The organism is Sulfolobus islandicus Y.N.15.51, assembly GCF_000022485.1.
In the GTDB taxonomy this organism is placed as follows: Archaea; Thermoproteota; Thermoprotei_A; order Sulfolobales; family Sulfolobaceae; genus Saccharolobus; species Saccharolobus islandicus.
Map to the genome: position 1 here is coordinate 1,248,499 of NC_012623.1, position 25,876 is coordinate 1,274,374.

General features: G+C 34.3%; 31 protein-coding genes and 1 tRNA gene. 3 read left to right on the plus strand and 29 right to left on the minus strand.

Features of this window, described 5'->3' with window-relative positions; all coding sequences use genetic code 11:
• Positions 1-29: 29 nt before the first annotated feature.
• The 4 genes from YN1551_RS06955 to YN1551_RS06970 all read right to left on the minus strand — a co-directional run bounded on the left by YN1551_RS06955 (position 30) and on the right by YN1551_RS06970 (position 5,630).
• A complete protein-coding gene (locus YN1551_RS06955) occupies positions 30-779 on the minus strand; it encodes a putative RNA uridine N3 methyltransferase (RefSeq protein WP_012717441.1) in 750 nt (249 codons plus the stop codon).
• Positions 776-3,925 (minus strand): isoleucine--tRNA ligase, encoded by a 3,150-nt coding sequence (gene ileS, locus YN1551_RS06960; protein ID WP_080513570.1) that lies wholly within the window; start codon positions 3,923-3,925, stop codon positions 776-778. Before ileS ends, YN1551_RS06955 begins: the two co-directional genes overlap by 4 nt.
• Before the next feature lie 94 nt (positions 3,926-4,019).
• Positions 4,020-5,030: an isocitrate/isopropylmalate family dehydrogenase gene (locus tag YN1551_RS06965; RefSeq protein ID WP_012711415.1), complete on the minus strand. Its 1,011-nt coding sequence runs from the start codon at positions 5,028-5,030 to the stop codon at positions 4,020-4,022.
• Positions 5,031-5,042: 12 nt separating this feature from the next.
• Complete coding sequence (locus YN1551_RS06970) at positions 5,043-5,630, minus strand: DUF447 domain-containing protein (protein WP_012713733.1); 588 nt, start codon at positions 5,628-5,630, stop codon at positions 5,043-5,045.
• A gap of 9 nt (positions 5,631-5,639) precedes the next feature.
• On the opposite strand from YN1551_RS06970, the gene YN1551_RS06975 reads away from it, so the two are divergent.
• Positions 5,640-7,106 (plus strand): M28 family peptidase, encoded by a 1,467-nt coding sequence (locus YN1551_RS06975; protein ID WP_012713732.1) that lies wholly within the window; start codon positions 5,640-5,642, stop codon positions 7,104-7,106.
• Here the strand turns inward: YN1551_RS06975 and YN1551_RS06980 are convergent.
• From YN1551_RS06980 to YN1551_RS07050, 16 genes are all read right to left on the minus strand, one after another.
• Positions 7,089-7,817 (minus strand): HAD family hydrolase, encoded by a 729-nt coding sequence (locus tag YN1551_RS06980; protein ID WP_012713731.1) that lies wholly within the window; start codon positions 7,815-7,817, stop codon positions 7,089-7,091. The two genes, YN1551_RS06975 and YN1551_RS06980, sit on opposite strands and share 18 nt — an antisense overlap.
• Before the next feature lie 6 nt (positions 7,818-7,823).
• Positions 7,824-10,034, minus strand: coding sequence for an elongation factor EF-2 (locus YN1551_RS06985; RefSeq protein ID WP_012711411.1), 2,211 nt, complete (start codon positions 10,032-10,034; stop codon positions 7,824-7,826).
• A 78-nt stretch (positions 10,035-10,112) separates the two neighbouring features.
• Complete coding sequence (gene xpf, locus YN1551_RS06990) at positions 10,113-10,814, minus strand: 3'-flap repair endonuclease Xpf (protein WP_012713730.1); 702 nt, start codon at positions 10,812-10,814, stop codon at positions 10,113-10,115.
• Positions 10,815-10,835: 21 nt separating this feature from the next.
• Positions 10,836-11,216: a prefoldin subunit beta gene (locus YN1551_RS06995; RefSeq protein WP_012711409.1), complete on the minus strand. Its 381-nt coding sequence runs from the start codon at positions 11,214-11,216 to the stop codon at positions 10,836-10,838.
• Positions 11,173-11,448: a KEOPS complex subunit Pcc1 gene (locus tag YN1551_RS07000; RefSeq protein WP_012713729.1), complete on the minus strand. Its 276-nt coding sequence runs from the start codon at positions 11,446-11,448 to the stop codon at positions 11,173-11,175. Before YN1551_RS07000 ends, YN1551_RS06995 begins: the two co-directional genes overlap by 44 nt.
• Entirely contained in the window at positions 11,445-11,957 is a 513-nt protein-coding gene (locus YN1551_RS07005; protein WP_080513571.1) for a Brix domain-containing protein, read from the minus strand. The genes YN1551_RS07000 and YN1551_RS07005 overlap by 4 nt, the downstream gene beginning before the upstream one ends.
• Positions 11,938-12,150 (minus strand): 50S ribosomal protein L37ae, encoded by a 213-nt coding sequence (locus tag YN1551_RS15825; protein WP_012716175.1) that lies wholly within the window; start codon positions 12,148-12,150, stop codon positions 11,938-11,940. Before YN1551_RS15825 ends, YN1551_RS07005 begins: the two co-directional genes overlap by 20 nt.
• A gap of 15 nt (positions 12,151-12,165) precedes the next feature.
• Positions 12,166-12,993 (minus strand): exosome complex protein Rrp42, encoded by an 828-nt coding sequence (gene rrp42, locus YN1551_RS07010; protein WP_012717444.1) that lies wholly within the window; start codon positions 12,991-12,993, stop codon positions 12,166-12,168.
• Between the two features lie 2 nt (positions 12,994-12,995).
• Complete coding sequence (gene rrp41, locus YN1551_RS07015; RefSeq protein ID WP_012713727.1) at positions 12,996-13,733, minus strand: exosome complex exonuclease Rrp41; 738 nt, start codon at positions 13,731-13,733, stop codon at positions 12,996-12,998.
• Positions 13,699-14,442 (minus strand): exosome complex RNA-binding protein Rrp4, encoded by a 744-nt coding sequence (gene rrp4 / locus YN1551_RS07020; RefSeq protein WP_012711403.1) that lies wholly within the window; start codon positions 14,440-14,442, stop codon positions 13,699-13,701. The genes rrp41 and rrp4 overlap by 35 nt, the downstream gene beginning before the upstream one ends.
• A gap of 2 nt (positions 14,443-14,444) precedes the next feature.
• Complete coding sequence (locus tag YN1551_RS07025; protein WP_012717445.1) at positions 14,445-15,146, minus strand: ribosome assembly factor SBDS; 702 nt, start codon at positions 15,144-15,146, stop codon at positions 14,445-14,447.
• A gap of 17 nt (positions 15,147-15,163) precedes the next feature.
• Entirely contained in the window at positions 15,164-15,889 is a 726-nt protein-coding gene (psmA, locus tag YN1551_RS07030) for an archaeal proteasome endopeptidase complex subunit alpha (RefSeq protein ID WP_012711401.1), read from the minus strand.
• A gap of 98 nt (positions 15,890-15,987) precedes the next feature.
• A complete protein-coding gene (locus YN1551_RS07035) occupies positions 15,988-16,419 on the minus strand; it encodes an Rpp14/Pop5 family protein (protein ID WP_012711400.1) in 432 nt (143 codons plus the stop codon).
• Positions 16,394-16,954: a PHP domain-containing protein gene (locus YN1551_RS07040; RefSeq protein ID WP_012717446.1), complete on the minus strand. Its 561-nt coding sequence runs from the start codon at positions 16,952-16,954 to the stop codon at positions 16,394-16,396. Before YN1551_RS07040 ends, YN1551_RS07035 begins: the two co-directional genes overlap by 26 nt.
• On the minus strand, positions 16,920-17,369 hold the full coding sequence (locus YN1551_RS07045) for an RNA-binding protein (RefSeq protein ID WP_012711398.1): 450 nt from the start codon (positions 17,367-17,369) through the stop codon (positions 16,920-16,922). Before YN1551_RS07045 ends, YN1551_RS07040 begins: the two co-directional genes overlap by 35 nt.
• A 2-nt stretch (positions 17,370-17,371) precedes the next feature.
• Positions 17,372-18,022 (minus strand): 50S ribosomal protein L15e, encoded by a 651-nt coding sequence (locus YN1551_RS07050; protein WP_012711397.1) that lies wholly within the window; start codon positions 18,020-18,022, stop codon positions 17,372-17,374.
• Between the two features lie 61 nt (positions 18,023-18,083).
• Here YN1551_RS07050 and YN1551_RS07055 point away from each other — a divergent pair, with 61 nt between their 5' ends.
• Positions 18,084-19,289 (plus strand): redox-regulated ATPase YchF, encoded by a 1,206-nt coding sequence (locus YN1551_RS07055; protein ID WP_012713724.1) that lies wholly within the window; start codon positions 18,084-18,086, stop codon positions 19,287-19,289.
• Here YN1551_RS07055 and spn read toward each other — a convergent pair.
• From spn to YN1551_RS07095, 8 genes are read right to left on the minus strand one after another with little or no spacing between them, the layout of a single operon-like run.
• The gene (spn, locus tag YN1551_RS07060; RefSeq protein WP_012717447.1) at positions 19,266-20,489 is read right to left on the minus strand and encodes a bifunctional sugar-1-phosphate nucleotidylyltransferase/acetyltransferase; all 1,224 of its coding nucleotides are present in this window, start codon (positions 20,487-20,489) and stop codon (positions 19,266-19,268) included. The genes YN1551_RS07055 and spn overlap by 24 nt on opposite strands.
• Positions 20,461-21,087 (minus strand): 30S ribosomal protein S3ae, encoded by a 627-nt coding sequence (locus tag YN1551_RS07065; protein ID WP_012711394.1) that lies wholly within the window; start codon positions 21,085-21,087, stop codon positions 20,461-20,463. Before YN1551_RS07065 ends, spn begins: the two co-directional genes overlap by 29 nt.
• Entirely contained in the window at positions 21,077-21,790 is a 714-nt protein-coding gene (gene trmJ / locus YN1551_RS07070; RefSeq protein WP_012713722.1) for a tRNA (cytidine-2'-O-)-methyltransferase TrmJ, read from the minus strand. The genes YN1551_RS07065 and trmJ overlap by 11 nt, the downstream gene beginning before the upstream one ends.
• The gene (locus YN1551_RS07075) at positions 21,762-22,385 is read right to left on the minus strand and encodes a HemK2/MTQ2 family protein methyltransferase (RefSeq protein ID WP_012717448.1); all 624 of its coding nucleotides are present in this window, start codon (positions 22,383-22,385) and stop codon (positions 21,762-21,764) included. Before YN1551_RS07075 ends, trmJ begins: the two co-directional genes overlap by 29 nt.
• Positions 22,337-22,942 carry a 16S ribosomal RNA methyltransferase A gene (locus YN1551_RS07080; RefSeq protein WP_238526247.1) on the minus strand — a complete coding sequence of 202 codons (606 nt, stop codon included), beginning with the start codon at positions 22,940-22,942 and terminating at the stop codon, positions 22,337-22,339. The genes YN1551_RS07075 and YN1551_RS07080 overlap by 49 nt, the downstream gene beginning before the upstream one ends.
• A 47-nt stretch (positions 22,943-22,989) precedes the next feature.
• The gene (locus YN1551_RS07085; protein WP_012713719.1) at positions 22,990-23,616 is read right to left on the minus strand and encodes a DUF655 domain-containing protein; all 627 of its coding nucleotides are present in this window, start codon (positions 23,614-23,616) and stop codon (positions 22,990-22,992) included.
• Positions 23,617-23,657: 41 nt separating this feature from the next.
• Positions 23,658-23,999 (minus strand): DNA-directed RNA polymerase subunit F, encoded by a 342-nt coding sequence (locus tag YN1551_RS07090; RefSeq protein WP_012717449.1) that lies wholly within the window; start codon positions 23,997-23,999, stop codon positions 23,658-23,660.
• A gap of 7 nt (positions 24,000-24,006) precedes the next feature.
• Entirely contained in the window at positions 24,007-24,312 is a 306-nt protein-coding gene (locus YN1551_RS07095) for a 50S ribosomal protein L21e (protein ID WP_012711388.1), read from the minus strand.
• 89 nt (positions 24,313-24,401) lie between these two features.
• Here YN1551_RS07095 and YN1551_RS07100 point away from each other — a divergent pair.
• Positions 24,402-24,501 (plus strand) — tRNA-Leu (locus YN1551_RS07100).
• Between the two features lie 54 nt (positions 24,502-24,555).
• Here YN1551_RS07100 and YN1551_RS07105 read toward each other — a convergent pair.
• Complete coding sequence (locus YN1551_RS07105; protein WP_048052305.1) at positions 24,556-25,830, minus strand: hypothetical protein; 1,275 nt, start codon at positions 25,828-25,830, stop codon at positions 24,556-24,558.
• Positions 25,831-25,876 lie beyond the last annotated feature (46 nt).

Here is a 25,876-nt window from a genome sequence, read left to right on the forward strand (position 1 = left end):
ATTTCACCTATCACTCAAGCATTATAAATCTAACTTAACAGAAGGTTTAGAATAGACAGAGAATAAGCCAATGCCTCTTCCGCCCTTATATCTAAAACTCCTTGTTTAATAACAAAGTTATATGACTTATCCAAATATTGTTTACCTAACCTTTGTAATAGATTTCCAGCTGGTGGTCCAATAAGCAAAGTAAGGCCATATTTACTGTACAAGTTGGCCAACTCTTCCTTTGCTTTTAAGGGATTTTTTCCATTCCTACTTGCAATTATAAGATTATCAAAGTTGAGTATCTTGTTAAAGTCTACAAACTCGTTTTTAACTCCGCTATAATAGAAACCACTATAATCGATATAACCAACTTTTAGGGAGTCAGTAATCAGAATGGACTTTGATGATGAATTTATTCTCTTTTTTAAACCGAAATCACCCTTAAAGCCTAATCTTATCTCGCCTTCAACAACTTGTTTAAAAATAAGGTGATATGGTATTGCCAAGGGACTCATTAAACCAACTTTCTTTAAATTACGACTTATAGGAACATATTTTTTAAGATACGGAGGTAAAAGAGCATATTTTGTAACATCTTTAATTATTTTTTCTAATTTAGTAGAATTTACGGAATCTGTTATCCAGTAAATTTTATTGACTCTAAATGTATTTGTGACTCTAAGTATAAATGAAAGTTTTAACGTAATTTCAAGAAGAGAATTTTCAATATCAAATATAGACAAAAAAAGAACAACATTTAAGGGCTTATAGCGTGGAAAAGGAAACATCATGTAGACTTCTTTATCCCTATTATATAAGATTCTCCTTCTATATCCCAATCCATTACGATATCCCCTTTAGGATCACCTAAAATTACCTTATTCCCCCTAGTCTCACTCTTAATAAATTCCTCCCATTTTTGTATCGTTTTTACTCTTTCTTCTGGCGCCTTTATACTAATCTCAATATAATCTACAACATTCAGTTTTAGTTGTTTTCTCATGAATTGTATCCTCCTTATGATGTCCCTAACTAATCCCTCTTCCTCTTCACTCTCGGAAATTTCCTTACTTATGACCACTATACCCTGAGCAAATTTAGATGAAACATAACCTTCAATAGTCTCTTCTGAGATAATCACGTGCGAAGTATTAAGTATTACATCAACATTATCTATTCTAGCAACGTGCTGTTTTTTATTAAGTATGTCTATAGCTATTATATCGCTGTTATTTCTAATATAATCCAATATTTTAGGAGACATACTCTTATACTCTTTACCTATGATCGACCTACTAGGCTCGACCTTATATTTACTGAAACTTTTGAATCCTTCTATTTTACTTATTTCTATATCTTTAGCGTTTAGCAGAGATAACAAGACATCTTTTATTCTATTAACCTTAGCCAACGTATCCTCATCTTCTACGAAAATATAAACCTTAGCCAATGGCCATCTTAATTTTATTCCAGCCTTAGCTCTAGCGTTTAACGACGCCTCGTTTATTTCCCTGGCAACTTCAAAAGCTCTTTCTAATTCATTATCGATAAATCTCTCATCGTAATTAATACTAGACTCCATTGATACTGATTCCTTAGGATTAACTACAAAGGATTTATAAATTTTCTCTGAAATAAACGGAATTATAGTAGATGCTAATATAATACATTGTTTTAATATGAAATAGAGAATATAATACATTGCTATCTTATCCTGAGTGTTAGCTTCAATCCACGCTCTTTTTCTTATTAACCTTATGTAAAACCTGCTTACATCTTCAACTAGAAAGTTTATCAAGTAATTAGCCATTTCATGAACCTTATAATTCTTCATTGACTCATTTACCTTCTTTAACATTGAGTTAAATCTCGATAGTATCCATAAATCTTCTATCTTAGCATATTTTATAACATCGTCAAGAGTATACTTAACGGGTTCAAAGTTATCCAAATTCATATACATTGATGCAAAGACGTACGTGTTCCAAATTATTTGCAAATCCCTTTTAGTTAGCTCTAACGCTCTCCATGAAAATCTTGCATCCTCCCATGTAGTGTTTCTGAGAAGCCATAAACGTAATATATCCCTTCCATACCTTTGAATTACTACAGAAGGTTCGACATAATTGCCTAGACTCTTATGCATTTCTCTACCTTGTTCGTCTAGCATAAATCCATGAACTAATACAGAAACATAGGGGGCTTTATCTAGTAATATTAACCCAGATCTAAGCAAACTAAAGAACCAACCCCTTAACTGATCATGACCTTCTAGAACTAGATCTACTGGACCTAACTCCTTCCACTTCTCTTGCCAATCTTTACCTAAACTAGCAAAGAAAGCCACACCACTATCGAACCAAACGTCTGCCACATCAGTAATTCTCTTAGCAACTCCACCGCACTTATTACATTTTACCCTTACATTATCTATCCACGGTCTATGTAAATCGTTAGGAACTGAATCTATTGCTATACTCTCTAAGTCTTCTCTACTTCCAACTACTATCACATTATTGCACTTTTCACAAATCCATATAGGAAGAGGAGTTCCCCAGAACCTTTGCCTACTTATAACCCAATCTCTAAGCTCCTTAACCATGTTAGATATTCTGGATTTACCCCAATCCGGAATCCAGTTTACATTCTCTATCTCCTTAAGCATTTCATCTTTTATTTTCGTGACTCTTATGAACCACTGATCAATAGCCCTAAGTACTAATGGAGTCTTACATCTCCAGCATACTGGATAACGGTGAACTATTTTCCCTTCGAAGAATAAAGCGTTTTTCGACTTCAGATCGTTAATTACCACCTTAGATGCGTCTCTAACTTTCAATCCTTTATATTTCCCACCTTCTTCAGTAAATTCTCCCCTATCATTAACGAACATTACTACTGGAAAGCCATATTTTTGACCTATCAAGAAGTCTTCTTCACCATGTCCAGTGGCAGCATGTACAAGACCGGTACCATCGGTTAATGTAACTACATTACCAGCATCTACAACTTGATGAAAATCATCTAATTTAGTTTGTGCGCTAACAAAATCTCTTAGGGGATGCTTATATTTTACTCCTATTAACTCACTGCCTTTGTAGGTTCTGAGTACCTTATAATTAGTTATACTTGCCTCTTTCATAACAGCCTCTATACGATCTTTTGCAAGTACTAGTACCTCACCATTAACCTCTACATCAGCATAATCATAGTCTTTATTTACCATTACAAAAACATTAGATGGTATAGTCCATGGTGTAGTAGTCCATATTAATAGGTATCTATTTTCCTCTCCTTTAATCTTAAACTTAACATAGATCGAAGGATCCTCTAAATCCCTATATTCCGACACCTCATAATCTGATAGAGTTGTTTCACATCTAGGACACCAATGTAATACTGCGGTACCCTTATCTAACATCCCTTTTTCATAAGCTTTCTTAATTACGCTCCATGAAGAGCTTATATAAGAAGGGTCTAATGTATAGTAAGGCCTTTCCCAATCCATAAAGACTCCAACGTCCTTAAAGTTTTGTGTCATTTTAGTCGCATTGGATAACGCAAACTCTTTGCATTTATTAATGAAATTCTCTACTCCAATTTTATCTATAATCTCTTGCTTATTTAATATTCCAAGTAGCCTTTCAGTTGCAACTTCTATAGGTAATCCATGTGTATCATATCCTGGTTGGTCATGAACTTTTTTACCTAGTAATCTTTCATAGCGCAATATACAGTCCTTTATTACCTTATTCCAAATAGTCCCTATATGAGGAGTAGGGCTTGAAGGATATGGAGGGCCATCTATAAACAGAAACTTTTCCCTTCTTTTACTTACAATATCTCTTAATTTATTGTAAATTTTATTCTCTTCCCAAAATGAAATTATTTCGTCTTCGATCTTCTTAGGATCATAATTACCAGTAAGAGGCTTAATAACGGTGGATAATTCAACTCACCATACCCTATTAAACTTGACAAGTTTATAAAAATTAAACTTCGTACCCAATCAACCTTACATCACACATATATCATATATACTTATATATTTCATCCACCATATCCTTTAACTTAGCATTACCGCCAACATCCTCCGTTAGCTTATTCCCACTTTTGTAGGTCTCTATAATTGCACCCTCTAACGATTTTGATGCCAATATATATTTATTCTCCTTAGATACATCATACATTCTACTAAGCATCATGGAGACAGATAATAGAAATGCGGTAGGATTAGCTATCCCTTTTCCTGCAATATCAAAAGCTGCCCCATGTACTGGTTCAAACATAGATTTCCTATCTCCAATATTTGCAGATGGAGCTAGACCCAAACTTCCAGCTATCTGACTAGCCTCATCACTTAGAATATCGCCATAAACGTTACTAGTCACTATTACGTCAAACCGAGTTGGATCTCGCACTAAATTGGCGGCAGCTGCATCAACATACATCTCATCGAAATTCACCTTGCCTTTCAAGACTTCCCTACAGACACTTGCGAAAAGCCCATCCGTAATTCTCATAACGTTAGCCTTATGGACACACGTAACTTTATGACGTCTAATTAAAGCGTAATTTAATGCTACATTAACTATTCTTTTAGAGGCAAACTCAGTGGTTACTTTAATAGCTATTGCTACTCCACTAGACGGAACAAATTCAAACCCTTTATACAAATCTTCTGTATTTTCTCTTACAATTAGTAAATCAACATTAGAATATTTTGACTGAACATTTGGCAGTGACTTAGCTGGTCTAATATTTGCATACATATCATACATTTGTCTCAATTTAACTACAACATCCATTGCAGTCTCTCCAACTGGACCTTTTAGAATTATATCCGCCTTTTCTATAACGCTTAAGGTTTGTTTAGGTAAGGCTTCGCCATATTTATTTAATGCTGTATCGCCAGCCTCAACTTCAATTAAGTTAATATCAAGATTGTATTTCTCTATTAGCTTAGCTATAACTCTTTTACTTCCTTCGTATAACTCTGGTCCTATGCCGTCACCAGGAATTACGGCTACTTGAAAAGTCATATGTAAAGAAAATTAGTCTAGCTTAAAACCTTTTGATCTTATCTTATTCGCTATCTCCCCTAAGAGATTATAAGTTTGAGGGGACGTACGTTTTATGACGCCAAATTCATAACCTAAAATTCTAATAAGCTTTTCTAGTTCCTTACCCTTATATATATCTAATCTAGTATAATTAACTAGAAAGTCAACCGAAATGTAATCACCCCTATTATACGCTCTAGTTAAATTAGAATTTATTTCTAAATCTAGTGGATTTACTGAAAATATTGATGGATCAGCATTAGAGACCTTACTGCACTCTGCGTAAATAATATTCAGATTATTGAGAATTGGGACATTATACTCACTATCCATATTAAAAGTCAGCTTATCTAGCATGGAAAGGATGAAAAAATTTATATCTAAGGTTACATGTATAGAACATATCCGATTCTTTTCTAGATTAGAATATGTTAATGTACTTTTATATATTTTAAATCGAAGCTCATTTGCTTCAACTATTATACCTAGTGGTTTTATTATAGGTTTTATCCCAGAAGTACCGACTAACACCTCATATATCCCGTCATGAGGAAAGAACATTTTTAAAAACTTCTTCATAAATCACTTGTGCTATTACAACATCTAAAAACCTTATCTAATTATGGCGAAATAATAACGGGATCAAAGAACGAGATAAAATTAGTGAGAGAAATTAGAAAAATGCTAGAAGATAATAGTGACGAAATTAGGCAAATCCCGATTAGAGTTCTTAATTGGGAACAGAAAGAACTAATTTTTGAGTGCGAATCAAAAACAATAGATGCAATTTCGCTTCCATATTCTTTATCAACTGAGGTTGAAGCAGATGTAGCAGATAACTTTAAAGAATGTAATGGTAGAAAGTTAATGAAAATTAGGATAAAAAATCTATACGAAATCAATAAATTGTATATAGAGGCAGTAGAAAATGATTGTTTAGGAATAATCTTTTCCCTAAATAATGAGAAAAGAAAATTCGTGATAAAGTATGGAGACCTTCTAAGCCATCAACCCAGCTACCCACCGCCAATACCAGCGTTTTATATTAAGGAGAACGATTTTCCTTACATAAAGGGTAGGTGTAGAATATCACTAAAAACTGACATAAACCCTTTTGCAACAGGTTATATTATCGAAGCCATAAGAAATTCGAAAAATGAAAATAAGATAATACATATTACAGCACATCATGATCATTGGTTTAAAGGAGAGAGAGACAATCTTTTAGCAGTGGCTTTATTGAGAGAATTTAGATCTAATGTTTACGAAACCCATCTAATTTCATTTACTGCAGAGGAATCGGGCTCTTTAAATTTCTCAACCTTCTCATGGTCACATGGTTCTAGAGAATTTTTGAAAAATTACAAAAACACTGACGATATCTTACTTAACATCAACATGGATAATATAAGTGAGGAAAGTTTGATCTTAAAAGCTGTACCTGGACTTCTTGAACTCTCCAGGAAATACTTTAAAAATGTAGTTGAAAGCCCTGAGATATATAGCGATGGGTATTCATACATAAAAGTTGGAATTCCAAGTATTACAATAGAGAGTTTAGGAAATATTCATTATCATGGTGAATACGACGTTATAGAAAATGACAAGTCTAACGCATTTTTAAATGCGAGTACAATATTAGATATAATTAATAGAATAATTAATGAAAATATAGAGTATAAAACACGTGAAATGAAAGAAGAACTTAAGAAAGATCTTGTGGAATTACCAGCAGAACTAAAATCATACTTAGTAAATGTTGAGGATTTACTTGATAAAAATTATATGGAGGCATATAGAGAGATTGTAAAATTATATGGAGGCATACTAGAACTTAATCAACCTTATTCTACAGTTGAACTATTTCATAAGATTAAGGGATTAAAAATTGCAAGAAAAAATGACGTTTGTATCGAGGATTTAGGATGTATAAAAAGACTAAGAAATGATGAAATATTTTACAGGTTTTATTTATATTATATTAATGAATTAAAGGAATCAATAACTACCGAATACATTAACAAAATTTATTTCGTATTAAAGAAATTCTTCTAATTGCTTAAGACTGGATATTACAAAGTCTGCATAAAGTTCGGCGTTTTTCACTTTACCTTCTCTGTCTATTAGCACACTAATCATGTTAGCCTTTTTAGCTGCTAAACAATCTTTTACTGGCTCGTCTCCCACAAAAACACACGAAGTGGGATCTACTGAAAGCTTTTCGCATGATATTATAAACGGCTCTAAATTAGGCTTTGGTCTAATACCTCCTTCTCCAGCTATTAATATCAAATCGAATTTATCTATTAAGGGAAAGGTTTTCAATCTACTACTTTTATTTCCCCCTTCTCCATCACTATTTGTAATTATGCCAAGTTTATATCCCTTACTATCTAGATATTCTATAATTTCCTTTGCATCTTCGTATGGTTCAGTTTGGCTAGCAATTGACCAATACAAGCTAGTCCAATCGTAAAGCTGAGACTTATCTATGTGAACAATATTTAATGATTTTAGAATACTCTCCCACCATTTATTTCTATTATACTCCCCTTGGTTATCTAATTTCTTACTTTCCTCTTCTACTAATTTCTTAATTATATTTATGTCAATTTCTTGTCGATAATTCTCCTTTATGTACGTATATATATCCTTACTTACAGCATCTAAAGCGTCCTTAGCCTTCGTACTAAAGTCGACTAATGTATCATCAAAATCAAAAAGCACTGCCTTTACATTATTGAATATTTTATAATTAATCGACAATTCGACTCACGACAAGAAATCTTCTACTTTAGGTAGCTCTTTAGGTAATCCTTTCCTCTCTCTAATCTTAGTAACCACATCCAGTAAGATACTATCCGGAACCGGAGCCCATCTACTAAACTCAGTACCCCAGAACGCTCTACCTCCAGTAGATCCTCTTAGTTCACTCGCCATATCATATGACTCTGAAACTGGAATCTCAGCGGTTATCCTAGACATGTTAGCTATTTGAGAGACGTCCAATATCTTTCCTCTTTTTCTCGTTATTACTGCAGTGACATTACCTATAAGATCTGCAGGCACTCTTATGTCCAGTTTCTGTATTGGCTCTAGTAAAGTCGGTCTGGAAGTTAAGAATCCTGCAAATATGGAGTTTCTAACTGCAGGGTATATCTGAGCTGGGCCTCTATGGGCAGGATCCTCGTGTATTACAGCATCATGTAAGATGACCTTAACACCTCTAATTGGTTCATGAGCTAAAGGACCTTCTTTCATAGCTAACCTAAATCCTTGAAGTACTGTATCCATAACTTCCCTTAAATGCTGGACACCACTAGTTAAATCTACAAAGACGTTAACGTTTTCATCTATTGCAATAATTCTCTTAGCTTCATCATAGTCCCAACTGGCTTCATCTCTTAATATCTTAGCCATCTCCTTGCTATCCATATCCTCCCTTATCGTGCCATTACTTATTAGCTCTATAGTCTTGTCATTTAAAGGCTCCACACTTAAGTAGAATTTGTTATGCTTATTTGGAGACTTTCCTTCAAATACTTGGCTCTTAGCTCTTATACTTTCCCTATAAACAACAATTGGCGGAGTAGTAACTACGTCAATACCATAATTCTCACGTAATAGCTGTAATGATACCTCTAAATGTAAGAAACCCATTCCAGATAACAGGTATTCTCCAGTTTCTTCATTTATTTTAACCACTAAGTTTGGATCTTCAATACTAAGCTTCCTTAATGCATCAATCATCTTAGTTAAATCTTTAGGATTCTTAGGCTCTACGGCTATAGTAACTACTGGTTCAGATATGTAATGTAATCTTTCAAAACTTCCTTGAACATTACTAAAACCAACAGATATAGCTGTCTCACCGGATCTTGCTCTATCTAAACCTAATACTGCTGCGATATTGCCTGCTGGAATTTCTTCTGCAAGTTCCCTAGTTGGACCCATGTATAGGCTAACTTGAAGTATCCTCTGTGAGGTCTTAGCGTTAACTAACCACAATTCTTCACCAGACCTAAGAGTACCTGAGAATACTCTTCCTGTTGCCACTAGTCCTGCATGAGGATCGACTTTCATATCGGTTATCATAAATACTATGGGACCATTCGGATCAGCATTTAACATCGCCTTAGCTAATTCATTATCTAGATCTCCTTTCCAGATTTTTGGAATTCTATACTTTTGCGCTTCAATAGGATTGGGAACGAACTTTATAGCAGCATCTAGTAACGCTTCATTAATAGGAGCTTGCGCAGCTAGCTCTTCAAGTTTAGACTTATCAGAAGCAGTGTATGCGTCAATAACATTCTTCATATTAATTCCTTTTTTCTGTGCCATAGGTAAACTAAATCCCCATTTATCTTTAGCAGATCCAAATATCACATTTCCAGCTTGTGGATTAATCATCCATTTTTCTTTAAATTCTGGTTCTCCATACATATCAATTAAGTTATTAACTTGCCTAATTATATCTAATAACCTATTTAACATTTCTTGTGGGCTTAATTTTAATTCCTTTACCAATCTATCTACTTTGTTTATAAATAGAATTGGTCTGACTCTCTCCTCCAAGCTTTGCCTTAATACTGTTTCAGTCTGTGTCATAATTCCTTCCACTGCGTCTACAACTACGATTGAGCCATCTAAAACTCTTAGACTCCTCGTGACTCTTCCGCTGAAATCAACGTGTCCAGGTGTATCAATTAAGTTAATGACATAACCTTTACCTTCCGCTTCGTGATACAAACTAATGTTAGCAGCCTTTACTGTTATACCTCTTTGTTGCTCAACACTTAAGTAATCCAATGCTAGAGCTTCCCCTGCTACTTTAGGAGATATTATACCAGATGCTGCCAATAACGTATCACTAGTTGTGGTTTTTCCATGATCCACGTGAGCAATTATACCTATATTCCTAACTCTCGTTCTATCTTTCATTAGGCTTAGAACTTGCTCTACTGTCTTATATCTAGGCAAATGAAATCACCAACTTCTTGCACTTAAACTTCTCTAGACCCATATTAAAAGGTAATGCTAAAAAAGAGACTAAAAAATTTAAAGGAAATCAAATAAAGAGGTACTTTTCTTACTATCATTATCAGCGTTAGTTTTAGAATAGTGTGCCCTTAAAATTTTATAAATATCCTCAGCTTTTTTCCTACTACCTAATGCTTTTTCTAATTCTGATATAGACGCATTACAAATATTCTGTATAGTTCCAAACTTAAGTAGTAGCCTTTCAGCAAGTACAGAACCAACATTAGGAAAAGATTCTACAATATAAAGTTGCATATCAGAAATACTTTCTAGTTTAGCCTTATTATGTAAATTAATTCTCCTACTCCCATTTTCGCCAAATTGATACTTCTCTGCTATTTTTTTCAAAACTTCCGCAGTATCTTTTTTATCTCTAGAATAAAATACTTTAACATCATAATCAATCGTGGCAGAAATTAAAGCGCTGTTTATCGCTCTCCACTTTTCAGTTATTTTCCTAATTTCATTAATATCACCTTCAACAATTAACATTGGAAAATTATAAACCTCTGAAAGCCTACTGATTTGGTCAAAAAACCTCTTGTCAAAAACCGAATTTACCAAATCATTTACCGACTTCCTCTCTACTGCAGCATCTTCACCTATCACATAATCAGCAACACTAAGTTGAGAGAATATTACTGTAATTCCCAACTCCTTTAATAATTCTGGTATACCACTAGCCTTTTCCCTATCATCAGCATAAATTCTAATTACCATAACACTAATAAGTTATTTAGCTTAAGCTTTTATACCTGTTTGGCCACCTTGCGGATAATATTTCGATAACATCTCATTTATTTTAGCTTGTAAGTCTTCTAGCTGCTTTCTTAAAATACTTTCTTGCTTCTGATAAGTCCTTGATCTGAGTTCTAACAATTCTTTCCTATCATTAAGCTCCTTTTCTACTGATGTCTTATCCGATTTAACCAATAAATTCCCTACAATCTTATAAATAGTAGCATCTGCATTAAGAACTGATAATTCTTCCAATACCTTGTTTATCTCCCTTAATTCATTCTCTATAGTAGACTTTTCCAATAATAATCTATCAAGCTGATCTTTTAACTGTTGAAACTTAGCTAGTTGAGCTTGAACTTCTGGAGGTAACTTCTCGGCCACTTTTTTCCACCTCTTCCAGTGACTTTAGAATTGTATAGATCCAAAGTATATAAGAGTTCATTATAGCCCTAGCTCTTGTAATTGATGGTGCATCTATCTCAATCTGTAAAGGGGATTTCTTAATTTTTACATATTTAGTATCTATCTTTTCAATTATTATCGAATTATATATTATATCCTGTAATTCGTTTTTATTGAAATTATCTGGATAAATTGAAATCTCTATCTTCACACTTCTAATAGCATCTTCAAAAACTTAATGTTTTTCGTAGATAACGTAAACAAAAGTTCACAAATATTATTAGAGACTAGCCTCGTGTTCACAATAACCTCACAATTATTTGACAAGTTGTAGATATTCATATCGACTAGAAAATCTCTTAGAAAATCACACCTATTTAGTTCTATGCATACACTATTATGCCTTTTTATCTGATATAATGGGATATTATAGTCAGAAGGTAGTGATAAACCGTGTAATTTAAAAAAATATTTTATAGAAAAAGTTTCTAAATCATAAACAATTATTCTCAACGGATTACCATTCTTAGCTAATACGAACAATAAATATATTGCTCCTAAATTAATAGCCCTTTCAAATATCTCTTTCTTACTTTTTTTACCCCGTGTAATTTTAACTGAGTCTGGTAACAGAGAAGTTAAAATATTTAAAAAATTTCTTGTTCTAATACTAGGATCTCTAGATGAAGTTATAACTATTCTAGTACGGTGTATATGCAAGACCGGCCCACTTAGAATTACATTTCTTACAGTACCATATTCCAGAAGCCAATCTGATAACCTTACCAGTGGTCTTGCAATAGGGACATTGATGGTCATCATACCTCTTTTCCATTATTTCTTTCCACTTTTTTCTTAAAGTAGATCCATATCTAGCCCCGTATCTTCCAGCAATTCCCGTGACTTTCCCCATAATTGCCACCTATAATTAAATTCCTAACTGCTTTTTAAGTTCTTCTAAAAGCTTGACAGCTACTAATCTTGCTGTATTCTCAGCCTGATCAATATCTTGTAATGACATACTGCCCTTTCCACTCTTTTGAATCCCCACTATTTTTAGATCTGGCGTATAGGAAAAGGAAACCTTAGTGTCCATTATTGACTCTTCATCCAAATCTGGATCAACTATTAAATATTTGTCAACTTTTGCTATAGACACTGTAACTACTGGATGATTCAATGGTAATTTACCCACAACTTCATTTTTATTGACTCTAAACCCATTAGAATCTTGTTCTACCTTATACACTTTAGTATTATACAATGCTGCAACTGAGGCCAACGTACATGCATCCAATACATTCCCACCATAGTCTAATACGTAAACGTCAAGCCATACTGTCCATACACTTTTACCGGGTTCTATTACAAGTTTAGTTAGATCTAGAGCTTTAGAATCCCTTAAACTTCTATCTACTACTCTAGCTAATTCAATAGCATTCTCATCTGGAGGCCCAGGTTCAAAGGTCTCATAGGCTAAAGGTAGGAGTTCAACATTCACAATGAGGTTTCCTTGGTTAGGCGTATCTTCGTAAGGTTTATCTATTTCAAGTTTTGTCCCAGCTAATACCATTGTCGTGCCTAACTTAACTAACGCAGAACCATCAGCCTTTTTTGCATAATTCAAGGTTATAGAAAGAGGTCTATAATCCGTTAATTTTCTTCCGTCTTGCCTAGTGCCTTTCTCAAAAAGACTTACTATACTTTCCTTCTTAATTAAAGGTATAATATTTTGATTCGATGGAGTTGAAGACAATTCTATACACCCTCTTCTTTAAACTCTACATACTTACTTTTTAGAGCCTCCCTCTCTAAATTATATATTATATTTATACCCTTAACTGATAAATCAAAAGCTTGCCTAAATTCCTCCGGAGTCATATTACCATTTAACTGAAATAACGTTACCTGGTTTAAAGACGGCATCATTGCAACCGGCATATCAGCCTCTCCCCACATATCCTCGGGCTCATTTAAATCTAGAACTATTACTCCATCAGCCTTCCCTACAGCTACCCCAGCTATTAAATCTCTCATAGGAATTCCAGCATCAGCTAACGCCAAAGACGCAGCCATCAATGAAACTAATCTGGATCCCGCGTCTGCTTGTAATATTTCAGTAAAAACATCTATGGCAGTTCTTGGAAACAATTCCACTAAAACAGCTGATTCTAAAGCTTCTCTTATAACCTTAGAAAGCTCAATCTCTCTTCTACTAGGTGCGGGATTCTTTCGCTCGTCTGTAGAGAATGGTGTCATATGATATCTAACTCTTAATACTGCCCTATCCGGAAGAGATAAGTGTCTTGGATGCATTTCTTTTGGACCGTAAACCGCTGCTATAGCCTTTGTATTTCCCATCTCAAAAATCGCTGAACCATCAGCGTTTTTGAGAACTCCCAATTCTATCTTTATACTCCTTAATTCATCTGGCTTTCTACCATCTATTCGCTTTCCATCTTCAAGGATTAGTTTTGGTCTCTCCACTTGAAGCATTTCTCTCACCTAATTTTTCCTCAATGAATTGTTTTATTCTATCTGTCAATCCTTTTATATGTGACTCATTTTCAATCTTCCTAATGGCCTCGATTAAAATTTCTTCAGAAAAGCGGGAAGGACAAGTAGCCCATATTCTACCATTATTGGCAACAAACATACTGCATCCACTTTTTGAGGTCAAAGTCTCATACATACTTTTATTCTTACCTATAACACGCGGAACTTTAACTGGCATTATATCAATGACTATACCATTATTCACACGACCTAGATCCTTGCCCTTAACTGATAAAACGGGATCTATTGATCTATCAAAATTTTCAATTCTAGCTATAACATAGTCACCTACATCTAAATACCTCCTTAAATCCTCTCCAACATTAACGGATCTTCCTAAAAGATTTGAGGCTGGTAAATATGCCTTATAAGGCGATTTTATGTCAACCACCCAACCATAGATTTCAACGTCCTCCACTAAACCTATTACCACATCATTGACCTTAGGATAGTAAAACGAACCTTCCAACGGAATCACTTCAAACTGAGTATCTTTTACATCAAAAAGTCCAACAACTGTGGAGTAATATTTACTATTAACCTTTAATATATAAGGAGACCAAGGAATCTGGAACTCGCCTTCAGCTAATAACTCGCCAGGCACTACTATTGATCTTGGCTGTAAAACAATTTTCTGGGACTGACTCATTTCTATCTCACTTGCAATACTTTAACTTCAACTTCTCCTTTTGTCAGATTATTTAACTTATCTATAACGTCTTGCTGTGCACCCGCTGGTATTTCCAATTCAGCTAATAATGTACCATCTTCTAACCAATTGGCTTTTTTTACCTCCCCTAAGTTATGTAATTGTGATCTAACCTTAGAGCTATATTCTGATGGTACTTTAATACTAAGCAGAGCTCTCGCTATTTTAATTGGAATTATCTTAGAAATCTCCTTTACTATTTGCATAGCTTGTGCCTCCACGTCTTTGTTTAAATCAATTTGTATTCTAGCTTGTTCCATTGCCATCTCTAATCTAGTTGGCGGAATTGGTAAATTAGTTTTGGGATCAACGGCGTTTCTATGAATAAAATCAATTATTTGCTTTCTCTTAGTATCTAACATCTCTTTCCTTTGTTCTGCAGTTACCGGTAATTCACCTTTAAGTAAAATTTCTTTTACAATTGTCTCGAAATCAGTAGTACCAAAAACTTTTTTGAGTGATGCTGGAGATGCTTTCAAACCTTTCTTCACGTCCTTGTAAATAGTGTCAGAAACTACTACATCAGAAAGACTTATGCTCTTCCCACTTCTAAAAGCTAATGCTTCTTTTGGCTTAGCTAATATCTCAAACCTCTCTCCATGTGAGTCGTATTTAACTACTACATAATCACGCTCCTTCGTCATAAAAAAAATCCACCTTATTATAACTTCTGTAAATACATATTCTTATCTTCACTGGTCATTTTTAGAAATAGCCCAGTTTGGGTTGAGGCATATCCTATTTCCACAGTATTTGGAGTTAACTTTTCATTAGGCTTAAGAGTAGCCGATAAGGCCTTTAAGGCTAGGAGTATAGTATCTTCTATAGTCAAGTCCTCCTTGTAATTCTTCTCTAAAAACTCAGTAGCTGTATAATAACCTTGTCCTATTGCAACAGCTTGATATGGCATATATTGCCCACTAGGTTCAGTCATATATAGTTTAGGAACTGATTTGTCTATTCCTGCAATCACTAGTGCAACACCAAATGGTCTAACTCCTCCATGTTGTGTGTACATTTGCTTAACATCAGCAACTGATTTTGTTAGATAATCAATACTAACTGGTTCATCATATATTAACCTATGTTGTAATGCTATATTTCTCGCATAGTCTATTAAAACTCTACCATCAGAGGCTAGCCCAGCAAAACTGCACCCTACATGATCGTCGATTAAAAATACTTTCTCTATACTATCTACATCTAATAATGATTGGGCTTTTCTTTTCTCGCTTGCAATAACAACACCAGATTTTGATTTAATACCTATTGCTGTCCATCCCTTTTTTACAGCTTCAAATGCATAGTCTACTTGATATAGTGATCCGTCGGGCGAGAATATGGTTATTGCCCTATCATATCCCATAGCGGCTGGTCCGAACGCCATATACTATTCACTCATGAAATACTGAGTAATCCCTAATTTTAAAAATATCGTTCAGCTCGTCGCAGAGAACATCATCGATACAGTCTGGAGCGGCTTCATCACTTTAATCCGATTAGTTTTTTAGCCTTTTTTAAGCTTCCGGTTGTTCTTCTTGGAACTATAAGTATTTTGTTACCATTAATTTCCTTAGCAAAAGGTAAACTAGCTAAAACAGCCTTATAGCCTATCCTATTAGTAGATATAATCCCTTCTTGAGTATCCTCTCTATATGTAACAACTTTAGGATTTGCAATATTAAGCCATACATTACCTAATAGATCCTTCAAGGAGTTACGAACAACCCTCTCTAAATCATCACCTTTTACTTTGGATTCTGCAATAACGTAAAACACTATATATCTTTTAGCTCTTACTATTTTCTTATTTTTCACAATATTAAGGTTTAAGCTCTTTTTTCTGAGATATAATACAGTTAATATGAGAAGCCATAATATTAATATAATGTCAATTATTAGTTGAATTGAGTTCATTCAACAACTTTATGGGATTTAATATAACAAACTTATAAGCTTCCTCTTCATCAGCTCCCAATACGGTCAAATAACTTATTTTAGAGATTGGACTCCAGATCTCGTTAAAATCACTTGCATATGAGGAGAAAATAATGTTAGGTATCCATTTATATGCAAACACTATAGCATTATATAATAACCCGCTAGAAGATTTAAGTGAAACTTCAACGAATTTGTCATAATATCTTAATAGGTTTAGCATACTTTTCTTAAATATCCTCATATTATCATCAGCCAATATCACGGCATTGACCCTTTTGTTGATAATAGCATACTTTAAGGCATCTATTGAAAGAGGTTTTACAAAAACTAATACATCTCTCTCAATAAAAGGCTTCTTAAGCATCTTTTTCAGTTGATTCCCATTTTCCGCTTTTATAGTAACCCTTTTTATACCAACCAAACCATCTTCACTAAAAACCATGTTATATCCTAACCTTTTGACGTAAGGAAACAGCCTAGAGTTTAGAATGCATGATTCTACTACTAACAAGCTTCTTTATCTCCTCCTTTATATTCTCCAAAGAAGTATTAAACGAAATCATACATTTAACGACATCATCACCCTCTTTAAGAACAAGTCTACGCTCTGCAACCAAATACTGTTTATCGAATCTCAAATATAGTTTACTCCCATTCATATGGGAATCCATAGTTGTAAGAATAAACATTAATTCCGTAGTTTCAATTTTATCTAATATCATTTTAAAAAATTGCTCTCCATTCTTCTTATCAAATCTATATTCCAATATAACTATTTTATTACCGTAATGACCTTGAACAGTTGCGATATTTTTCTTTGAGCTAGAGATAAGAGGAGAGAAAAAACTCTCTATGGTATTTACTATTTTATTGTAATCCTCTGTCTCATGAATAAAAACTGAAAGTATTGCTTGATTTACTTTCATGCTCACTTTCCTGGTATTTTATCATACCTTTGTAATCTATAATACTTACTCGCTTCATGTCTCTTCTTCTCTTCTCTCTCTTTCTGTTTCCTACTCCACTTATGTTTTACAGTACCTTTAAACCCTTTAGATTTCCTCAATCCTCTAGCCTTCTTACCTGCAGATGTTAAACCTCTAAACACTCTATTCCTATTGCTAGGATCTTGAAGCCACTTATAATTAGGATCATTCTTTATTACTGGATGAGAAGGATCCACCATGATTATCTCATAATACTTGTAAAGACCATCCTCTCCAACATAATAACTACCAAGAACCTCTAAATTGGGGTATTTCCTTGCAGCCCTTTCCTCAGCTATCCACTTATATCCTTTAGCTGGACCATAACCATAAACACCCATCCTTTTTGGTCTTCTTCCCTTATTTGGTCTAGGCTTATTAAGACCTCCTCTCCTAACTCTGACTCTCACTATAACAAATCCTTGCTTAGCCTTGTAGCCTAAACTTCTAGCCCTATTTAGCCTAGTTGGTTTAGCTAACCTAACTATCGAAGGCTCTTTTCTCCATTCAATAAATCTCTGCCTTAATACACCTTTTTTCCACTCTTCTGAATTCCATGTGTTCTCTATATAGTGATACACTGATAATGTCATCTATTCTCAAAATACTATGCTAAGCATCTAATTAATAAATGTGTCCACTAAATCAGAACATATGATTACCATTGGAATTATAGGAAAGACCAATGTAGGTAAAAGTACGTTTTTTGCAGCAGCTACACTAAAAGATGTGGAAATAGCTAACAGACCATTTGTAACTATAAATCCAAATGAAGGTATAGGATATGTAAGAGTGAGATGTGTTCATACTGAATTTAATGTCAAATGTAATCCGAAGAATTCCATTTGCATAGATGATTATAGATTCATACCAGTAAAACTAATAGATGTAGCTGGATTAATACCTGGTGCTCATGAAGGAAGAGGATTAGGAAACAAGTTCCTAGATGATTTACGTCAAGCTGATGCACTAATACATGTAATTGACGCAAGTGGATCCACAAATGAAGAGGGTGTCCCAGTAGAGCCGGGGTCAAGAGACCCAGAAGAAGATATAAAGTTTATAGAAAATGAGCTCAATGAATGGTTTTATTCCATTATTAATAAAGACTGGGCTAAATTTGCAAGAACAATAGATTTGTCTGGAAAAGATCTAGTAGATGCCTTATTAAGTAAATTATCTGGAATATCTGTAAATAGATCACATATTATTGAAACTCTAAAAGCTACAAAATTGGAAAACCTAAAATTAATGCAATGGACAGAACAAGATTTAAGGGCATTAGCTAAAACTTTACGAGAAATAAGTAAACCTATGGTAATTGCTGCAAACAAGAGCGATTTACCACAAGCTAGAAAAAACATTAAGAGATTAAAAGAGAAATACAAGTGGGTTATTCCAACTAGTGCAGCATCAGAGATGGCTCTAAGGAAAGCAGCAAAGGCTGGAATAATAGCTTACATTCCAGGAGATAATGATTTTACCATACTTAAACCATTAAACGAGAAACAAAAGAGCGCTCTAGAATATATTAGAAGTAGTGTGCTACAAGTGTATGGAAGTACTGGAGTACAAGAAGCCATAAATACAGCAACATTTGATGCGTTGAACATGATCGTAACATATCCAGTAGAAGATGAGAAGAAACTGACTGACAGAAATGGAAACGTTTTACCGGACGCGATACTCCTAAAGAAAGGTTCTACTCCAAAAGATTTAGCTAACGCTATACATACGGAATTAGCAAAAGGTTTCTTATACGCTATTGATGTGAAGAGGAAAATGAGAGTTGGAGAGAATTATCAACTACAGAACAATGATGTAATAAAGATTGTGTCAAGTACCGCTAGACCTTCTTAAGTAGTATGGAACGAATTTCTCGCCTTTCTCAACATCCCTATCTACGATAGCACCTGGATAAATCCAAGCATATGCACCAATCTTTACTCCAGGTAATATGGATACGTTAATCCCAGTTCTTACATGAGCGCCTACTATTGCACCTAATTTCTTTCTTCCACTGCCTACCCTTTCATTTTTTATATTGACTTTAACTTCCTTTTCATCAAATCGTAGATTAGCTGTTATCGTTCCTGCCCCAAAATTCACATCTTCACAGATTATACTATCGCCGACATAACTTAAATGCGGTATCTTTGTATTTTCCATTATCACACTTTCCTTTATCTCATTGAACGCACCCACCTTAACGTTACTTCCTATCACGCTATATGGCCTTATATAGGCATTGGGTCCGATAACAGAATTTTTGCCTATATAAACGGGACCCTCTATATAGGTACCAGATTTTATTACAACATCATGTTCAATAATTGCCTTACCTTTAATTTTGACATTCTCCTCTATCACACCTAGATTTCTATCCTTCTCCCTATCTAAAAGGACCTTATTAGCCTCTATTAAATCCCAAGGCCTTCCTATATCTAACCATATCCCATTGTATGTAACTACCTTCACCTTATTTCCGATAAGATTTACAGCATCTGTAAGCTCAAGTTCACCTCTGCTTGATAAACCTATTTTGTCTATATATGAGAAAATATCATAGGTAAGCTTATAGATACCTGCATTAATTAATTTCGAAGGAGGATTTTCGGGCTTTTCAACTATTCTCACTAGTCTATTTTCCGAATCTTTAACTATAACGCCATATTTTTTAGGATCGTCAGATTCTGTAGCTAGAATTGCTTCTCCGTTAGTGTTAACTATTTTCTCTACTGCTTCTTTTTCAAAAAGAAGATCCCCATATATAACTAAAAATTCGTCATCCCTCTCAAGATATTTTTCCACTGCTAGTAAAGCTGCCGCAGTACCTTTTCCTTCAGTCTGCTCAACTAGGCTAACTCCTTCAATAAGTTTAAAATATTCCTTATGATTTGAATTTATTACAATTACAACATCATTAACATATTTCTTAACTATTCTAATATTTCTTAAAATTAAAGGAGTATCAAGAACAGGAACAAAAGGTTTAGGTCTTGTGTGAGTTATTGGTTCTAATCTCTCTCCTTTACCCGCTGCTAACACTACTGCTTTCAACTTGTTTACCTAAATTTTCTGGCACTTTTAGCACTTTAGTTTTTTCTATTTCAGCCTTCCTTAGTGGGTATATCTTCTTTGTTGCCTCAAATATTTCATTAGCCAGTCTCCCAAATACTACCTCTTGTGTAAAATCATCAAAGGTAAGTTCACTAGCTTTTTTGGATATGGTCTCATTAATTATTTTTCTAATCGCAGTTTTTTGAGATTGATGACATTTATACGTAGTTAGAACTAATCCCTTAACCCTTACTACATAGCCATCCTTAGTAGTAACATCAAATACGCTGTTTACTTTAGAGCTCTTTCTCCTAATTAATGATCTTAAGTAATCTCTCGAGAGCTCATGTCCAACAAATCTCGTAATCAATCTGTCCCCTTCATTGCTTACAATCTTAAAGTATAAGTGAACGTAAACTTGGCTGAAATCACCAGTGAGATCATATAAAGTCGTCTCAACTCTTCTCCCTATGGTTTGAGTCACATCGTAGGCTGGTGTAGAACCTAAGGAAACCTCTCCAAAAACTTTAGGTGCAATTATACTATACCATTTCTTCATTTTCCACTTATCCTTGATTGTCCCTCCTTTAGCTGACATTATTCATCTCCTTTTCATTGTGGATTATTCTGGTATAAAGTTTTCTCAAAAAATGCACAATGACCCTAGCCTCTTCCTCATCCTTTACTCCCTTTATAATTGTACGCTTTAGTGCTATATACATCTTATAATCGTCATCAGATCTTTTAAGCATTTTATAGAGAATTTCGGCATATCTATCTATTAATTTTATTGATTGATCAGAAATTGTAGAAGTCTGGGGATTATTCAATAATTCTCTATTTTTCCAAATTTCATATAATACTATGCCAACAGCATGAGAAAGATTAAGAACGGGATAACTAGGATTTGCTGGGATATAAAGGAGAAAATCACACTTAAATATCTCTTCTCTAGTTAGGCCAACGCTTTCTCTACCAAAAACCAATGCGACTTTCTTACCTTGAATTAAAGACAGCAGTTCCCACGGTCTTATAGATTTCCGTAAAATATCTCCATTATTATCTGCTATACTGGAAGTAGCTATCTTAATATCGACGTCATTTATAGCCTCATCAAAGTTGTTCACAATTTTAGCCTTCTCTAAAAATTCTTTCCCACCAGCGGAAAACTTGAAAGCCTCAGAAACGTTGGCCCTTGGATTAACTATATAGAGTTCATCAACCGAAAAATTTCTACATAACCTGGCAACAAAACCAATGTTATATTCACCTTCAGGCTCTACTAAAACTACCCTTATCATCCTCCTTCACCAACTCCAATCCTATCAATCTCTCATACCCAATAACCTTCTCATACTTCTGTGAAATTTTGAATCTTTCCTTATTAATAGCATATAATATCCTATCTTCATCACTTAAAGAAGAATATAGGGTATAAATTCTATTAGCTTTTACAGTTTTTAAAAAATCAACAAGAACTTTACTTCCATCCTTTCCACCAGACCAACTATACCCTATCCATTCATTATACTCCTCCACTGGTAAATAGGGAGGGTTAAAAATAGCTACATCAAAATCATACTTTCTAAGACAAGACAACAAATCGCAATTAAGAACACCTAAATAATTTGGACTTTTATACAAATTATTAACTTTTAAGGAACATAATGTAGATGTCGTCGCATATGGATTTATATCTACAAACATTACCTTTCCTCCCATTATCAGAGACCATATTCCTAAAATCCCAGAACCAGATCCCATATCTAAGACCTTTTCCCCTTTACCTACCTTTAGTAGGTTAAGTAGAATATCGGTATCATCAGAAGGTTCATACGTCTGATCATTTAAACATAACTTAAATCCACGGAATTCAACAATTCTAACACTTGCCAAGGTTTAAATTCCCTCACCTTCAAATTATTATCTGAACTAAGCCCACACAACTTAGAAGCATTTTTTAAAGTTTTATTCCTATATCTACTAATACATGAAATTAAACTATCAACATCGTCATTATATTCTCTTACCCTATTAAAAACTGTAATAATTGAATAGACTTTTGGACGAGGACTGAAACATCTTGGTGGAATTATGTCTTTAGTCTGTATATCAAACACATAATTAAGCAAAAAAGAAATATATGTAGGATCATTAAGAATCTTATCCACAAAATCCTTTTGCAAAATCAGTATAAGCTTACTTATATTGTCAAGTTTAACTACCTCCTTGAAAAAATCTGAAGTTATCTGGTAAGGTAGAGAAGAAACTAATTGACCCCTTAGTATTGGCAAATATCTTGCATCTGCTATTACAAGATTATAATTTTTCAAATAGTCTGTCATTTTCTCATCTAATTCAATACAAATATCCGGTTCTAAAAATTTAGTAATATTTCCTTTTCCACATCCAATCTCTAAAATAGGTCTGATTCCAGTATCCACGTATGAAATAAACTTTTCTATAAAACTCTTATCAATAAGAAAAACTTGTGAAAGCCTTACTTTAGCTTTTCAATATAACCCACGTAAATGAATTGCTGTTCTAATCTTTTATTTTCATCTGATACAAGAGGATATACAAACAGATAGTATTTCTCTCCACCTTGCATCTCCTTTATTATCCTCTCTACTAGTATTGAAGCCACATCCTTAATGCCTATACGCGTCTCTATATCTTTAAAACTCTCAAAGGGTTTTTTCTTTCTTTCCTCCAGAATTATTCTTAAAGTCTTTTTACCAATGTTTGGCAATAACTCCAACGCATGAAGCTTTAACGTTAATGGCTCAGCCTTGTTAAAAATCTCCACGAAGACTTTTTCTTTCTCTAAAACTATTTTATGCAAGATCTTAGGCAAATTATCTTTAGATACTGATGTAAGATCCTCGTAAGAAATATGAGCATCTACCTTAACACTGGAATTTGAGTCCAATTCAATCTTATCCTCGGGAAAGAAATCCAAATTATAAGATAGGGGAGTGAGTTCAAGCAATAAGAAGTAATCCTCACCTACAGCTTGAATAAGAGGCCTATCCCTGTGAAACTTATGCCTATCTAATGGATTACCTTCCCTCATATAATCTAAAACATACACTACTCGCTCCTTTACTACCCTTTTTCTTTGCAATTCTACTTCCCTAAGTAGTAATAGATTCTAAAAGTAAAAACTCAACTCTTAATGTATTTCCTAATTATATCAATTATTTTTTGTATGTCCTCAGAAGTATATGTCCTATTACTGTCCATTATCAAAATACTCCTTACCTCGTCAGGTGTAATAGGGCAAATACTAGCTAAAACCGCTCTAACATCTTCCCTACTTATGATACTGCTTAACTCTTCAACAACCTTCTGTGCGGACTCAGCATCGCATTTCTCTACACTATTTAAATAATCATAAGTCCTTTGTAATAAATTAGATGAACTCCCAGATTTAATTACATCACTTAGTAATTTTTTTGCCACTGAGTAAGGAATATAGTGCTCCTCAACTATGTATACAGATGACAAATACTAATCACCCACTAGAACTAAAAGAAACCAAATGTTCAGGCCTAACAATTATTACCTTTTCCTTATCGCCCAATGTGACCGAAACTAAATATGCCCTACCTCTTTTTCCAATAATTTTCCCTACTTTACCTTGATACCGTCTATGAGGCATACCGGAATGTACTGATGGGTTTATCTTTATTACGACCTTATCTCCTTCCTTATATTCAACCATTAGTCTGCTTAGAGATGGAACTGCACCCCTCTCTCTAGGACTCTTTCTTAATAAACTCCTTGATCTAGTTCGATAACCCCTCGAATGTTTAACCATAATATTCCCTCTTACTCATTATATGCCACATAATTAAGATTTTTGTTGGAAAAACATATAAGGTAAAACTGAACTCAGTATAATAGATTGCGGGGGTGCCCGAGCCTGGTCAAAGGGGGCGGACTTAAGACCCCCAAGTAAGAGATCCGCTGGCGAAGGCCTGCACGGGTTCGAATCCCGTCCCCCGCATAATAACTCTATTCGTTCAATTTTTGGAAAAAGAGGAAATTAATACTACAAAAATTAACACGAGATCTCATAATTTGACAAGTAATTCGTGGCCTCTTGTAGTAAATAACCCTTTAACTCGTTGGGACTCCAATCTGGATTTACAAGTGGTAAAACGCCATTCAGATAATCCCTTACCATTTGCTCATACATTGTCTTCTGATTCCTAGTTAAACCGGGATAAGCTTCAATGCAGTTATTTATCGTAGATAAAACCTCATTATACACGTTTTTTAATTCCATAGCCCTCTCCTCAACTTGCCTATAACCATTTTCATAAGACACTTCAGACCAATCAATGGCAAGTGCAGCCAACTCAGCAATGGCTATTGGAAAAACTGCAGAAATCCCAGCAATAGTCTTTTTCTCCTTATTAATGGCATCTATTATCATGTTAAATCCCTCGCTTATATTCAGCTCCTTAGTGTAATTTGCGATACCAGCTTTAGTGAAATCAGTGGGAGACTTAACAACGTCCAAAAAGACGAATTCAACTGGATATTGCAAATTATTACCAAGTGGCACATTAATAGTTATTGTCGAGAAGGATTTGATTAGTCCCACTAATCCAAATTCTGAACAATATGTCGCACAGAAGTGTCTACTGAACACTGGAGCACCAATATCAATATCATTAAACTTGAAATCGAGATTAAACGGTTGAAATACAGTTCCTACTGCAATTCTTGTACAATACTCACTAGGCATGATTTGGTTACAATTATTTAAGACCACATCTATTGGACCATTAACCGTAACTGCAGGATAATTTGATAAACCTACCCCACTAGCTACTTGCTTAAATAAGGCCAAAGCCAGATAGATGAAAGGATATTGATCAGAAGTAGTACGAAGTTCATCAGACCTCTCTCCTCCTAACGAACTCCCTATGAGAGTTTTTGAAACATAATAACTACAACCACTACCGGGATAGATTAAATCATCTATACTTCTTGGAGAAGAAAGCGTTATTTCTGATGCTAAACTTGCGATTGCAACTACTGAAACAACACCTATTGTAGTTATGTAATCCCAAATTGCACCAAGTAGACCTTGGCAAGATTTAAACCTAGCTGGATTATACCATTTAATCTGTGCTGATACCCTTTTTAACGGTATAATTCCAATTCCTCCATTACTTATAAAAATATCCCTAGCCTTAGCAGGCAATTTTACTGAACCCCTAAACGCCGCACCACCTTGATATACTGCAATATTACTACCACCTACCCACACTGGTGATATTCCTCCAATGTAATAGTATTCTCCAGTATCCTCAGTCTTAATCAAAATACCTTGTGTCTAAAAATCTTAGTTTTCAATTCATAAGCACTTG